This window comes from Glaciecola sp. MF2-115 (genome assembly GCF_047250385.1).
Classification (GTDB): domain Bacteria; phylum Pseudomonadota; class Gammaproteobacteria; order Enterobacterales; family Alteromonadaceae; genus Glaciecola.
In genome coordinates, this window is record NZ_JBLBVM010000033.1 from 37844 (window position 1) to 52741 (window position 14898).

The following is a 14898-nucleotide window of genomic DNA, read 5'->3' on the forward strand; positions in this document are numbered from 1 at the left end:
CGAATGAATAACCGACTCTTTATTTTTTTATTTTTATGTCAGCTTGGAGCAGCAAGTGCATTAGTGCCTAGCAGCGCTCTAGCTGAATCTACTGAAACAACTGTAGAGGTCGAGCCTGAGAAAGGCCCACATCGCGGAAGAATGCTGCGAGATGGCGACTTTGCCGTTGAACTTTCCATCTTTGAAACAGGCGTTCCACCAGAGTTTAGGCTATGGGTAACTAATGAAGAAAAACCCGTGCCTCCTGAGCAAGTGGAATTAAACATCAAATTAATTCGCTTAGGAGAGCAAATAGACGACATTAACTTTAAAGCGGAAGGTGACTATTTGCGCGGAGATACCGTTATTTATGAACCTCATTCTTTTGTGGTTTCTGTGGCCGCTCGTTATCGGGGAAAAACCTATACGTGGGAATATGACAATTTTGAAGGCCGCACGTTGATTGAAGAAAAAGTAGCAGAAGCGATGGAGATTGATACGGAATTTGTCGGTGCAGCAACATTACATAAAACCATCAAAGTGTATGGCAAGCTTGTATTACCAGCTAATGCTAAGCGTCAAATCCAAGCGCGTTTTGAAGGGGAAATCAAACAAGTGCATGTTGCTCTTGGAGATGTTGTCAAAAAGGGACAATTGTTAATTACTATCGAAAGTAACGAGAGCTTACAATCTAATCAAATTAAAGCGCCAATCGCAGGGGTAATAACCGAGCAAAAAGCGAATACCGGCGAACAGTCGGGTCAGCGAGTGCTGCTTGAAATCACTCAGTCTAATAAATTGCTTGCAGAGCTTGCTGTATTTCCAATGGATGTGGCTTCCATAAGACAATCACCACCCGTTACAGTTATGGTTAATGGTCACAATGCGACAATTGACACTGCTATCAGTGGTAATCGTCTAGGAATGAGAGATGATCAAGCTCGCCTATTTCTTGCAGACGTAGACAACTCTAGCGGGCAATTAACAGAAGGTATGTTCATTTCCGCGCTAATAGAAATCGAAACTTTTGAGGTTCCCTTAGCCGTTAAGCGAGTTGGCCTTCAGACTTTCAGAGACTTTACGGTAGTTTACGCCAAAGTAGGGGAGCAATACGAAGTCAGAATGTTGGAGCTAGGTCGTGAGGCTGGTGAATGGGTTGAGGTACTTAGCGGCATTGATGCCGGCACTGAATACGTCACCAACAATAGTTACATCATCAAAGCCGATATTGAAAAATCCGGCGCATCACACGACCACTAGGAGCGCCATATGTTAGATTTTATACTACGCTTTTCCATTAAGCGCAGCATGCTTGTTATGGTGCTGGTACTGGCAGTGTCAGCCCTTGGCTTATGGAATTTCACCAAATTACCGATTGATGCTGTTCCTGACATTACCAACGTGCAGGTAATGATCAATACTGATGCGCCAGGCTATACGCCGCTGGAAGTTGAGCAGCGTATTTCATATCCGCTGGAAACCGCACTAGCAGGCTTGCCAAATTTAGAAGGCACTCGGTCAGTTTCTCGATACGGATTATCACAAGTAGTGGCCGTATTCAGTGACAGCACGGATGTGTACTTTGCGCGTCAACTGGTAAATGAAAGACTCTCTGGTGCCAAATCAGAGCTACCCGTTGGCCTTGAGCCACAATTGGGTCCTATTGCCACCGGACTTGGCGAAATATTTATGTTTACTGTTGATGCTAAGCCTGGTGCGACAGATAAAGATGGAAACTTGATAACGCCCATGGAGCTGCGCTCAGTACACGATTGGGTTATTCGCCCTCAGTTAATGCGTGTGCCGGGGGTGGTTGAGGTCAACCCGATTGGTGGTTTTGAGCGGGAGTTGGTTGTCGCCTTCGAGCCTGATAAACTGCTGACATACGGCGTTACGCAAGCTGATTTAGTTAACGCTATTGAAAACAATAATATAAACCAAGGCGCCGGCTTTATCGAAAAAAACGGTGCACAATGGTTGATTCGGATCCCAGGACAAATTGAAAACCTTGAAGCGCTTGCTAATACCGTAGTGAAAACTACAGACGGTGCGAGTGTGCGCATCAGTGATGTTGCAAGCGTGGTTGAAGGTCATGGACTTCGCACAGGTGCGGCAACGCAAGATGGCCGCGAAGTAGTGATGAGCACGGTGTTTATGTTGATTGGCGAGAACAGCCGAACAGTCGCATTTGCGGTTGGTGAGAAGCTCAAAGAAATCAATATGTCACTCCCAGAAGGTATCGTAGCCACGGCTGTTTACGATCGGACAAAGCTTGTTGACCAAACGCTTAACACCGTTAAGACCAACTTAGTCGAGGGTGCTTTGCTTGTCATCGTCATTTTGTTTTTATTGCTAGGAAACTTTAGAGCTGCGCTTTTAACTGCCTTGGTGATCCCCTTTGCTATGTTAATGACCATCACCGGCATGGTACAAACTAAGGTTAGTGCAAATTTAATGAGTTTAGGCGCACTCGATTTTGGTCTGCTTGTGGATGGCGCAATCATTATTGTTGAGAACTGCTTGCGTAGGTTAAGTCAAGCCAGTCCAAGTGGTCAACAATTAGCTTTAAAGCACCGATTGGAAATTGTCTTTACTGCAACGAAAGAAGTAATACGCCCTGCATTATTTGGCGTTTTTATTATCACCGCTGTATATCTACCTATTTTCGCGCTTGAAGGTGTGGAAGGTAAGATGTTTCACCCAATGGCACTGACTGTCGTTATCGCGTTGTTATGTGCCATGGTGTTATCCATTACATTTGTACCTGCTGCAACTGCTTTGTTGTTTAAAAAACCGGTCAAAGAAAGACGTAATTTCATCATGATGGGAGCTACTTTTCTTTACCGGCCTTCTCTTCAGTGGGTTATGAAGGCGAGATGGTTTGTTGTGCTTTTTGCCGTCGCGCTAGTGAGCATAATGGGTTACCAAGCCACCAAACTAGGCAGTGAATTTGTGCCCAATTTGGATGAAGGGGATATTGCAATGCACGCACTTCGCATTCCCGGTACATCTTTAAGCCAAGCAGTTGCCCTGCAAGAAAGTTTAGAAGCGCGCATTATGGAAATGCCTGAAGTTGAAAGAGTGTTCGCAAAAATAGGTACCGCCGATGTTGCTACAGACGCCGTTCCGCCCAGTGTTGCCGATAATTTCATTATTATGAAACCACGCGAGCAGTGGCCAAATCCAAAGAAAACAAAAGCGCAAATTGTTGAAGATCTGGCAGCATTGGTGGAACCCATTCCAGGTAATCGCTATGAATTCTTACAACCCATACAAATGCGCTTTAATGAGTTGTTGTCGGGGGTGAGAGCAGAATTAGCAATCAAAGTGTTCGGTGATGATTTTGAGATATTGGATTCGGTAGGCAATGATATCCAAAGTGCTATTGGCAGCGTAGAGGGTATTGCCGATATTCAGATGGAGCAAACTACAGGATTGCCTATGCTTACTATTGTTCCAAAGCTGGAAAAATTGGCACAATACGGTATTTCAAAAGCGTTGATTCAAGAACAGTTAGCAACGTCATTGGGCGGACGAGTAGCGGGTAAATTTTACGAAGGCGATGCTAGAGCAGATATTGTGGTCCGTTTGCAAGAGACTATGCGCAGCGACGTTGATGCCCTGTATCGCTTACCTATTCACTTACCCGATGGGCATTACGTACCTTTACAAGAATTAGCAAATATTGAAATGGTGTTAGGTGCAAATCAGGTTAACAGGGAGAATGGTAAACGCCGTGTTGTAGTAACAGCAAACGTTCGCGGTAGAGACCTAGGCAGTTTTGTTGCAGATATAAAAACGCAAATTCAGAGTAATGTAGACATTCCAGCAGGCTATTGGCTTGAGTATGGTGGCACGTATCAAAAATTACAATCGGCCTCACAGCGTCTATCTATAGTGGTTCCGGTTACATTAGTATTGATCCTTGGCTTACTAATATTGGCGCTGGGCTCATTTAAAGATGCCATGATCATATTCACAGGCGTACCTCTTGCACTGACCGGCGGTATAGCGGCGTTAATGCTTAGAGATATTCCATTCTCAATATCAGCCGCAGTCGGTTTTATTGCACTGTCAGGGATAGCGATACTCAATGGCTTGGTCATGGTTTCGTTTATTCGCGATCTGAGAAAACAAAATATGTCCTTAGAGCAGGCGATATTTGATGGTGCAATCACGCGTTTACGACCAGTTATTACGACTGCGCTCGTTGCGTCATTAGGATTTGTGCCCATGGCGCTAAATACGGGAATGGGCTCAGAAGTTCAGCGTCCATTAGCCTCGGTTGTTATCGGAGGCATCATATCCTCAACGCTATTGACATTATTTGTCATTCCCGCCCTTTATCGAATATTACATAAAGACAACATACCAACCGAGGAAAAGGAGCCATCTCATGCGAACTAGTATCAGGTATATCTTCGCGCTGTTTTTAGGGCTGCTGTTGTTGAGTATGTCACTAGGCGCTTTAGCGCATGGCGTTGATGACGATACCCGTTTGTTCTTGGAACAAAATACCGGGACGCAATTTTTCCCGTTTATTTATATCGGTGCCAAACACATGTTCACGGGCTATGACCACATATTATTTTTAGTCGGCGTCATATTTTTCCTATACCGAAGCCGCGATGTACTGCTGTATGTCAGTATGTTTACGATAGGCCACAGCATTACCTTACTTTGGGGAGTGCTGGGTGATATACAAGTTAATCCCTATTTAATCGATGCCATTATTGGATTCTCGGTGGTGTACAAAGGCTTCGATAATTTGGGTGGGTTTAAACGTTTATTTGGCAAGCAGCCGAGCACTAAATTGGCGGTGCTTATATTTGGCTTGTTCCATGGCTTTGGTTTAGCAACCAAATTGCAAGAATTTGAACTGCCTTCTGAGGGCCTAGTTGCCAATATGATTGCCTTTAATATTGGTGTCGAATTAGGACAATTCATGGCATTGGCTTTCATTGTTATCGCAATTAACTTCTGGCGAAAGCTCCCTTCATTCGAGCGCTTTTCAACGGTTACAAACACGATGTTAATGAGCGCTGGATTGATGCTGATGGGGCTTCAATTAACCGGTTATTATTTATACTAATTTGAACGAGAGATTGAAATGACACAACATGTAGTAAGTACAAAAACATTAGTAAAGTCGACTATTTTCGCCACCATCATCGCAGCTGTGGTGTTTGTGTGTTTTATTCTGCCAGCAGAATACAACATCGATCCGACACATATCGGTCATAGACTAGGTTTAACCGCTCTAGCGCATCATGACGATGAATTAACAGACACAGGATCAAGCTCTGTCGCTACTGAACAGGGGCAGGAGGTGATTGAAGTAATCGTCCCTGCTGGGAAAGGCATTGAATACAAATTCCAGATGAGCCGGTACGATAAAATGACCTATGAATGGCTAACGGATGGCGAGCCACTCTATTTTGATTTGCACGGAGAGCCAGAAGGAGATACCACAGGTTATTTTGAAAGCTATGCAATAGCCACGTTAGCTGAAATGAAAGGCAGTTTTACGGCTCCTTTTGATGGCTCACATGGTTGGTATTGGAAGAATACGAGCGACCAGCCCGTTGCTATCCAATTAATTGCTGAAGGGCAATACACCGTTATTGGATTAAAACAGTAGATAATATATAGGACCGCAACATGAAAATTATTCTTCGTACATTAGCGCTTATTATATTTTTTGGACAAAGCGCAGCATTCGCTCACGAAGGGCACAATGACATTACACCGGAAACTGCGATAAATATTGCCATGAAGTCCGTGCAACAACTCACCTTTAAGGATTTTGGATATGAGGTAGGAAAGCTCGACAAAAGTTGGAAATCCTTATCAAAAGACGATGTTAAAATCAGCGACGTGTTGGACACAGGTTTTATTATCAGTGCTACTAATTCAACCACACAAAAAGTCATTTATTTTGAAATTGCGAAGAACGGCAAAGTTCTAGGAGTCAACGATGGCAATTAATGCATAAGCGCAATTGAGTAACTAACGATAAAGCAGTCGTTTAAACCTAGTTCAGACATGATCTGGCTAGTACCGAATCTACTTATGATTGGCGCAAGTGCTTAAGTCTTGTCTTTAGTAATCTAGGATTATTAAGTAACAAGAGTGGGCATCGACGTTATAAAGCGATGCCCTTTTATTTTTCAACTACTTTCTTTTTTCAACGATGATAAGTTGTGCAACCACTCTCGAATTTTCAGGTATTGATTCAAATGTAACGCTGAAAATAGCTTTGTTCGAATGTCTAGTTTTATGATGTCTACCGTTCTCAACTCTTCTTTTATATGCCGTATCCTTTTGATATAGCACCTCCCCATTATTCGCTATGACAGAAATCCTGACATTCCCATTCAGCTTTTTTGTGTGGGTGAGTGATTGTATTTCACCCCATACGTGCCAGATTTCTGCACGTTGATAAACATTCACATAGCGAATTGTTATTGTTTCATTTGGTAAGTTTACTATTTCAGTTTGTCTGGGGGAAGGGGAGGTGCTGCACGCCAAAACAGGCATCGTTAGGACTATTAAGAGTGCCCATCTTGTCAATGTATATGATTTTTTCATAATTTACTTTCCTTTCAAAAGATGAAGTAATTATTATTAAAAAGCCTCGCGCCTTGTCGACCCGAGGCTTCCTGACTACTTCATTTTTTTAGCATGCGCCATTCGGTACAGCACCGGTAGCACGATAAGGGTGAGTAAAGTCGATGAGACAATCCCGCCAATAACGACAGTAGCGAGCGGTCTTTGCACTTCAGCACCCGTTCCGACATTCAGCGCCATAGGAATAAAGCCTAAGCTAGCGACAAGCGCCGTCATCAACACAGGGCGAAGCCTAGTAATTGCTCCTTCTACAATCGATACAATTAAATCACCGTTCTCCTCTAATTGTTGCTTGATGAACGATAACATTACCAATCCATTGAGTACCGCAATTCCAGACAACGCGATAAAGCCCACGCCAGCGGATATGGAAAGCGGCATATCCCGAAACCACAGCGCAAACACCCCGCCTGTCAGCGCCAGTGGCACACCTGTGAATATAATTAATGCATCGCGAAACGAGCCAAATACCACGACCAACAATACCAAGATTACAAACAAGGTGGCGGGCACCACCAATGATAAGCGTTGACTGGCACTTTCTAATTGCTCAAAAGTGCCGCCGTAGTCCAACCAATAACCTGCCGGTAAATCTACTTGCTGCGCTATTTGCAGCTTGGCGTCATTCACGAAACTACCGAGGTCACGCTCTCGCACGTTCGCTGTCACCACCACTCTGCGTTTTCCATTCTCACGACTAATTTGATTGGGAACAGAAGAAAAGCCTAAGTCAGCGACTTCAGACAAAGGCACAAAGTCCCCATCCGGTGTTGCAATTGGGATATTACCAATTGCATCTAAGTTACTCCGCGTGGCTTCATCAAAGCGCACCAGAAGCTCAAATCGTCGGTCACCCTCAAAGATTAGTCCCGCTGTATTACCGCCAATCGCTGACGATAGCCACTCTTGTAAATCTCTTATATCCAATCCATAGCGTGCCAATGCTATAGGTTTGGGATTGATAGTGAAAAGCGGAATATCGTCTACTTGTTCAATTCGCGCGTCAGCCACTCCTTCTATGGATTGCAGCACCTTGAGAATATCGTTTGCAGAACTGACGAGTGTATTTAAGTCATCGCCAAATATCTTTATCCCTAAATCAGAGCGCACGCCACTGATCAGCTCATTGAAGCGCATTTGGATTGGTTGCGTGAATTCGTAGTTATTGCCTGCAACACCTTGTAATTCGTGCTCAAGTGTTTCAACAAAGTCAGACTTCGATTGAGTTGGATCGGGCCATTCATCTCGCGGGTGTAACATCACAAAAGTATCAGTCACATTTGGTGGCATCGCGTCTGTAGCGACCTCTGCGGTGCCCGTTTTCGCGAACACGGTTTTCACTTGAGGATACGTCATTAGCTTTGCTTCAAGCGTTTTTTGCATCGCTACCGCTTGCTCAATACCTGTGCCAGGGATACGCATGGCATGCAGTGCAATATCGCCCTCATCAAGCTGAGGAATAAACTCCGTGCCTAATCTGGTCGCCAGTAAAACACTGACCACCACTAAAGACGCGGCACCTACTACCACAAACCACTTCAGTTTTAGGGCGACGTGTAAAACGGGTCGATAAAGAGACTTACCCGCCACGATAATAGGACTTTCTTTCTCACTCACTTTTCCATTCATGAACATGGCAACCGCTGCTGGCACAATCGTGATTGAGAAGAGCATCGCCGCTAATAGCGCCATGATGACTGTGGCCGCCATCGGGTGGAACATTTTACCTTCAACCCCCGTCAGGGAGAATAAGGGGATATATACCACGGTGATAATGAGCACACCAAACAAGCTGGGGCGTATTACCTCATTAGTGGCTTGGAAGACGAGTTCAAGACGGTCTTTCAATGGCAGCACCGTGCCAGTGCGTTTTTGCGACTCAGATAAGCGTCGTATACAGTTTTCAACAATAATGACGGCACCATCCACTATCAGGCCGAAATCCAGTGCTCCCAAACTCATCAAATTGGCAGACACACCATAATTGACCATACCTGTGATGGTGGCAAGCATGGCAAGTGGAATGACGGCAGCGGTTATTAAGGCTGCTCTTATATTACCCAGCAGCACAAATAGCACCACAATGACTAATAGTGCACCCTCTACGAGGTTTTTTTGTACGGTACTGATTGCTTTGTCGACAAGTTGGGTTCGGTCGTATACCGGGTCAATGATAATACCATCAGGTAGGCTAGATTGTATTTCAGCGACTTTTTGCGATACCGCTTGTGCGACTGCGCGAGAATTACCACCAACAATCATCATGGCAGTACCCAGAACAGTCTCTCGTCCCTCTTGCGTTGCTGCCCCTGTTCTTAGCTCTTTTCCAATCGCCACACTACCAATATCTTTAACCATGACAGGTATAGTATTCACCCGTTTAACCACCACGTTTTCGATATCGTCAATAGTTTGCAGTTGCCCCTGTGAGCGTATCAGTATTTGTTGCCCATTACGCTCGACAAATCCTGCTCCTTGATTGGCATTGTTGCGCTCTAAAGCTTGGTGGATATCTGGCAAACTTACACCAAAGTTAAGCATCTTAAGCGGCTCTGGATTAACGTGATATTGCTTTACATACCCGCCAATGGCATTAACCTCTGTCACTCCTTTTACGAGCGCAAGTTGTGGTTTGACAATCCAGTCATGTACTTCTCGCAGTGCCATGGAGTTGTAGGGTTCACCGTTTGCTTGGAGCGCATCAACTTGTGCGCGGATGGTATACATGAATATCTCACCTAAGCCTGTGGCGATAGGTCCCATTTCAGGCTCTAAGCCTTGCGGTAACTGACTCTTAATCGCCCCCAGTTTGGTGTTGATAAGATTACGCGCAAAATACAAGTCCGTCCCTTCATCAAATACCACCGTGACTTGTGACAGGCCATAGCGTGACAATGAGCGTGTATAGGAAAGGTTAGGTAAGCCTGCAAGCGCAGTCTCAACCACAAACGTAATGCGCTGCTCAGTTTCAAGGGGTGAATAACCTTTTGCTTGGGTGTTAATTTGCACCTGTACGTTGGTAATATCAGGAACGGCATCAATCGGCAATTTGTTGTAGCTATAAAAACCTGCCGCCATAACGAGGAAGGTCATCATTAGCACGAGTCCACGTCGTTGTATGGACAGTTTTAGTATTGATTCAATCATCTAGTTACCTCACATATAAAAGCGTGAGTAGAAAGTGCTGTTAGGCAATGGTGTATAGATAGATTAATGATCATGTCCAGCCTCCGATTTTTCCAAATCAGCTTTGAACAAAAAGCTATTGCTGACGACTACTGTATCCGACAATGACAGGCCGCTTAGGACTTCGACGTTATTGCTATCTTGCTTACCCAATGTGACGGGGGCTGGGTGATATTCATCGCACTCTTTCACAAAAACGACAGTTTTACCTTCGTATTCTTGTAGCGCAGCTTTAGGCACAAGCATATCGACATCAATCGTATTGATTGCGATATCACCTCTCAAAGCAGCACCAACCGGCCAATGCCCAGAGGTGTTGTCCAGTTTTGCATAGGCAAGCACATAGGGTTGCTCTTCAGGAGACGGTAGGATGTGGCTAATGACACTTTCTACCTTGGCACCTGACAAGCTAAGCGTGACCGCTTGCTGCTCTGCGATTACACGTAATTGATTGGGAAAAATCTTTAGCTGTGCCCATACACCATCGTAATTGGCAATAGAAAATAACACCTGCCCGTTGGATAGCTCACCTTCATTCGCGTGTCTGGCAATCACCGTACCTGAAAACGGCGTGGTAACAGAGTAGCTCTTTAAGCTCTCATTAGATTCAATAATGGCAAGTGTCGCGCCTTTTTTTACTTTGCTGCCCAAATTGGCATTAACTTGTGTAATGATGCCATCGAATCTAGCGCGAATATGACTAAGTGAAGCGGGGTCGGTGATCACATTTCCATAAACGGTTTTCGTAATGTTTAAAGTCCCACCTGACACCACTTCGGTAGTAACACCGACTTCATTTGCAATAGCTTGTGTCATGACGACAAATTCATCGTTATGTGTTTTTTCATCTCCGTGGTCGTCTTCACCACTAAAGGCTACAAATGGTAGGAGTAACGCCACTATTATCATGGCTTGTTTCATTGGGGATAAGATAAAGTTAATCATTAATTGTCTATTCATTGCGTTTTACTCGGTGAAGAATGTAATAAAGAAGATGATGTCGATAAGGACATTGGCGTGGATGTTAGCGACTCGATGTCAGCTGCTCGCTGATGAGCTAGGCGTGCTGATTGAATGAGGGCTTGTTTAGCACTGAGTAGCTCTTGGCTCGTACTTACCCATTCAAGGAAGCTATAACGCCCATCAAGATAAGCCTGTTCTACTAGCGACGATGCCTCTTCAAGCGGCGGTATTATTGCACTTTGTAAGGTTTGTACATTGAGTAAAGCATTGTCCCGTGCCATCAATGCGGTATTAAGTTGGTGATAGAGCGTTAACTTTGCACCTTGCTGTTGTTGCTCCAACAGCCCCAACATTGCTTGTTGCTTTTCGAACTCGCCTAAATTTCGGTCGCCTGCAAATAATGGCATACTCACACCTGCCACAAAGGCCGTTTCATCAATACCGTTCATGCGACGAATACCCGCTGTCCAACTTAAATCAGCTTGATTAGCGGCTTGGCTTAGTCGCACTTGCGCTTCTTGCAGTCTCGTTTCTTGTGTATAAATATCGATATTGGGACTGTTAACCACTTGCTCAAATAAGACTGACAATGAAGGCGACGGTGATAAGGCAAACAAGTCACCTTCTACTTGATTAAAACGTGGGAATTGCTCCCCCCACATTATGGCTAAGCTTTTAATTAGGCCTTTCAATGTTTGCTCAGCGGTTAGTACATCGAGTCTGGCACGAGCCAGTGATGCACTTGCACGCTGCTGCTCAAAAGCTGGGGAGGCTCCGGCTTCGACGCGTTTCGTGACCGACTGATAGGTGTACATTGCTAAGGATTGGGCATCTTTATACGCATCAATCATGGCTTGTTGTGCTAATACATCAATGTAACGTCGCGTAACCTCAGCCAGAATATCCAAGGTGCGAATTTGCTTTTGTGCCTCAATCACCTGTGATTTGGCACTCGTAAATGAGGAGCGTGCACTTAACTTGTCGCCAAACTCGATGACGGATGACAGCGTGAGGGTGATTTCAGTGTCTTTTATCCCTGACACTTCCCCTGTTCCCAAAAAGTTTTCGAGCTCAATACCAGCCTGTAATTCTGGTTTAAGCGCAGCTGTTTTTAGCTCACCCTCTACTGCTTTTTGTTTAAAAGTGAATTCATGTAAGAAAGGTGCATTTGCTAAGGTGCGTTTTATGGCACTTTCTAAATTTATTTGTTTAACGTCACTGTTGTCTACTTGCGCTCGCGCAAGCGACCCGCCAACAGCGGCAACAGTGAATATTGCCCAAGCGCTAATGCGCATTGAGCATTTCAATGAGGAAAATATCATTGTTTACATCCTAATTTTTCAATAAGTATTACTCGCCATATGAATAGCGAACCAATGTGTTATAAAGTTAGGATGTAAATTTCGGGGGGCGCAATAAGCGGGTGACGGGCGCGTCTATTATTTTAGACAGATAGAAAAAGGCATGACCTTGGTTCAACGGATTATATCGCATACCAGTTGAGTCAGTCACCCATTGAGTGTGTGAGCCGTGGCAATGCCCACAGTGATGACAATCTGACGGGTTGTGGGCGTTATCAGAAGTGGATTGTACGCTTGATGCCTTTTCATCTGACAATGAGACATCGTCCTTTTCATGCTCGTGAATTTCGGATAAATGCGTGACATCAACGGTATGAAAATCCAATGAACTGGCGACAGCAGTGAGCGACTGAAATAAAATCAGCATGATCACGATGTAACTTGTCATCTTATGTTTAGCCATTTAGCTAAAGCACTCCCGTTACTAAACGCATGAATAATAGCACGCTAAACCATTTGCACAAACATATGCACATTATTAATGCTCATCCTGTTCATCGCGGCAAGCTTCATCTGCAAATTCAAATTCAATCGTGGTGTGTACAAAATCAAATTTTGCCAACTCTTTGCGCAGCAGCTCTTTCAAAGCAGTAATGTTTTGAATAGAGATATCCTGCTTTAATTCAACATGCGCAGTCATCACATTGTGCTCACCGTCTAACGACCAGATATGAAAATGATGGATGTCTTTCACTTCATCACTGTCTGACAGAGTATTACGCACCTCATCCATTTGTTTCTTATCGGGCGTTGCTTGCAAAAACAATAGTAATGTTTCTTTTAAATTACGTATTACATTAAATAAAATGAAGAGGGTGAAACCGATTGATAGTATTGGGTCGAGTATTGCCCACGGTTTGAACATCAATACAATCGAGACGATTAATACAGCCACCCAACCAAGCACGTCTTCCAATAAATGCCAGTTAAGGATCTTCTCATTTAGGGTGCTGCCGCCGCTTAGTTTATAGGCCGCAAAACCGTTGACGGTGATGCCGAAAATTGAAAGCAGCAACATGCCTTCTACTTGTGGCATCTCGGGATTTGATAAACGAGGAATAGCTTCAAACAATATCCACACCGAGCCGGTAATTAAGACCAGCCCGTTTATCAATGCACCCAGCAGCGAAAAGCGCTTATAGCCATAGGAAAAGGTATTATTGGCCTCTTTATCACCGAGTTTGTTTAAGCCCCAAGCAGTACCTATCGATAGACTATCACCTAAATCGTGCACGGCATCTGCCATGATAGCGGTGCTGTTTGTTAGCCAGCCGCCAATAAACTCGATAATCGTAAACACCACATTCAGGAAAAATGCCCAGCCTATTCGATTGGAAGCGCCGTCACTGTCATTTGCATGGTTATGACTGTGCATAATCAATTTGCTCCAATATTTTTTGATTTTCATCGCTTATGGGTAGCGTTTTAAACGGGCTAACGTTTGCCCCGCCAGTGTTGCCTGTTGGAATAAAGCCAATGGCTGTTTTCGTTAATGCACCGATTAAACGAACAACCTGTCCTATGGTTTCTTTAGGATCGCGTAGCTTAATGCAGTGTTTGAGCATGTGAAAATGTGCTAAACAATGCAGGTAAGTCGAGTGTTGACCGATGACGTGAGCATCTTCTAAGTGATGAAATGCCGAATCATACTGCTTATTGTGAAGTGCTTTGGAATAGTCCTTAAGTTTACCTTCAACAAAAGACTTTGCCGCTTGATAATAGCTCATGATACGCCCTCAGAATTTGCATTGTCAGTTAGTGTTTGATTAGCGGCTAATTCACTTTTCGCATCTTTTAATATCATCCATGCCCCGCGCAGCACAATGACTGAAACAACCATACCGATAATTAAGTCTGGTAGACGGCTGTCAAGCCATAGCACCAATGCGCCAGCGAAAATAACGCCCATATTCGCAATCACATCATTCGCTGAAAAAATCCAACTTGCTCGCATGTGCACCTCACCATCTTTATGGCTGCGGATAATAAACAAACAAATTACATTGGCGACCAAGGCCACCGCGCCCATTCCTATCATAAGATGAGAGACCGGCTCACTTCCCTTCACGGAGCGACGAATAATGTCGATTAGGATAATAGCGCCTAGCATTAATTGAAAATAACCACTCACTCTTGCCGCTTTGGCCTTGTGAATAATAGACTTTCCCACTGCATAAATACCAATCGCATATACAACGGCATCAGCCAGCATATCAAGCGAGTCAGCAATTAAAGCAGTGGAGTCAGCGAGCACGCCAACGCCAAGCTCAATTGCAAACATGACCGCATTAATCCCCAATAGCCAATACAAGACCTTTTTTTGGGATGCATCTTGGATTTCAACTTCGCAGCCGCAACCGCTCATGAAACAGTCCTCTTTCATACTTAATGAAACTAGTATAAAGTCTATACCCACTATAGAGTCAATTAACGAAAAGCGTTTTTTATGAAAATAGGCGAATTATCAAAAAAGAGCGGTTGTTCAATTCAAACCATCCGCTTTTATGAGCGAGAAAAACTCATTAGTCCTTGTCAGCGAACAGATAGTAATTACCGGCTTTATGATGCATCATCATTGAGCCGGTTGCGCTTCATACGTCAGTGCCGCTCACTTGACTTGACCTTGGCGGAAATTACACAGCTATTGGAAACTAAAGAGAGTCCTGAAACGAGCTGCGCAAGCATCAACAATTTGATACTCGACCACATGGTTGAGGTATCCCAGAAAATAGCTGAACTTAATGAGTTGAAGTCCACCCTTGCGGAAATGGTTGAGGCC

14 protein-coding genes are annotated in these 14898 nt (G+C 44.3%); 6 read left to right on the top strand and 8 right to left on the bottom strand.

The features are described 5' to 3' along the window. Positions 1-3 precede the first annotated feature (3 nt). From ACKLNX_RS01785 to ACKLNX_RS01805, 5 genes are read left to right on the top strand one after another with little or no spacing between them, the layout of a single operon-like run. Positions 4-1239 (top strand): HlyD family efflux transporter periplasmic adaptor subunit, encoded by a 1236-nt coding sequence (locus ACKLNX_RS01785; protein ID WP_412971007.1) that lies wholly within the window; start codon positions 4-6, stop codon positions 1237-1239. A 9-nt stretch (positions 1240-1248) separates the two neighbouring features. Continuing rightward, a complete protein-coding gene (locus ACKLNX_RS01790; protein ID WP_412971008.1) occupies positions 1249-4386 on the top strand; it encodes an efflux RND transporter permease subunit in 3138 nt (1045 codons plus the stop codon). Then, the gene (locus ACKLNX_RS01795) at positions 4376-5071 is read left to right on the top strand and encodes a HupE/UreJ family protein (protein WP_411694611.1); all 696 of its coding nucleotides are present in this window, start codon (positions 4376-4378) and stop codon (positions 5069-5071) included. The genes ACKLNX_RS01790 and ACKLNX_RS01795 overlap by 11 nt, the downstream gene beginning before the upstream one ends. A gap of 18 nt (positions 5072-5089) precedes the next feature. Continuing rightward, positions 5090-5620: a hypothetical protein gene (locus tag ACKLNX_RS01800; protein ID WP_411694612.1), complete on the top strand. Its 531-nt coding sequence runs from the start codon at positions 5090-5092 to the stop codon at positions 5618-5620. A gap of 20 nt (positions 5621-5640) precedes the next feature. Then, the gene (locus tag ACKLNX_RS01805; protein WP_412971009.1) at positions 5641-5967 is read left to right on the top strand and encodes a DUF6488 family protein; all 327 of its coding nucleotides are present in this window, start codon (positions 5641-5643) and stop codon (positions 5965-5967) included. A gap of 186 nt (positions 5968-6153) precedes the next feature. On the opposite strand, the gene ACKLNX_RS01810 is transcribed toward ACKLNX_RS01805, so the two are convergent. The 8 genes from ACKLNX_RS01810 to ACKLNX_RS01845 all read right to left on the bottom strand — a co-directional run bounded on the left by ACKLNX_RS01810 (position 6154) and on the right by ACKLNX_RS01845 (position 14484). Then, positions 6154-6570 carry a hypothetical protein gene (locus ACKLNX_RS01810; RefSeq protein WP_412971010.1) on the bottom strand — a complete coding sequence of 139 codons (417 nt, stop codon included), beginning with the start codon at positions 6568-6570 and terminating at the stop codon, positions 6154-6156. Positions 6571-6645: 75 nt separating this feature from the next. After that, positions 6646-9756, bottom strand: coding sequence for an efflux RND transporter permease subunit (locus ACKLNX_RS01815; protein WP_412971011.1), 3111 nt, complete (start codon positions 9754-9756; stop codon positions 6646-6648). 63 nt (positions 9757-9819) lie between these two features. Continuing rightward, positions 9820-10755, bottom strand: coding sequence for an efflux RND transporter periplasmic adaptor subunit (locus ACKLNX_RS01820; protein ID WP_412971012.1), 936 nt, complete (start codon positions 10753-10755; stop codon positions 9820-9822). Continuing rightward, positions 10752-12080 (bottom strand): TolC family protein, encoded by a 1329-nt coding sequence (locus tag ACKLNX_RS01825; protein WP_411694617.1) that lies wholly within the window; start codon positions 12078-12080, stop codon positions 10752-10754. The genes ACKLNX_RS01820 and ACKLNX_RS01825 overlap by 4 nt, the downstream gene beginning before the upstream one ends. Positions 12081-12147: 67 nt before the next feature. Then, complete coding sequence (locus ACKLNX_RS01830; protein WP_411694618.1) at positions 12148-12522, bottom strand: hypothetical protein; 375 nt, start codon at positions 12520-12522, stop codon at positions 12148-12150. A 75-nt stretch (positions 12523-12597) separates the two neighbouring features. Continuing rightward, entirely contained in the window at positions 12598-13494 is an 897-nt protein-coding gene (locus ACKLNX_RS01835; RefSeq protein WP_411694619.1) for a cation diffusion facilitator family transporter, read from the bottom strand. Beyond that, positions 13481-13846: a DUF3703 domain-containing protein gene (locus ACKLNX_RS01840; RefSeq protein WP_412971013.1), complete on the bottom strand. Its 366-nt coding sequence runs from the start codon at positions 13844-13846 to the stop codon at positions 13481-13483. The genes ACKLNX_RS01835 and ACKLNX_RS01840 overlap by 14 nt, the downstream gene beginning before the upstream one ends. Then, positions 13843-14484 (bottom strand): cation transporter, encoded by a 642-nt coding sequence (locus tag ACKLNX_RS01845; protein WP_411694621.1) that lies wholly within the window; start codon positions 14482-14484, stop codon positions 13843-13845. The genes ACKLNX_RS01840 and ACKLNX_RS01845 overlap by 4 nt, the downstream gene beginning before the upstream one ends. A gap of 81 nt (positions 14485-14565) precedes the next feature. On the opposite strand from ACKLNX_RS01845, the gene ACKLNX_RS01850 reads away from it, so the two are divergent. Further along, on the top strand, positions 14566-14898 hold a 333-nt coding region (locus ACKLNX_RS01850), incomplete at its 3' end, for a Cd(II)/Pb(II)-responsive transcriptional regulator (RefSeq protein WP_412971014.1).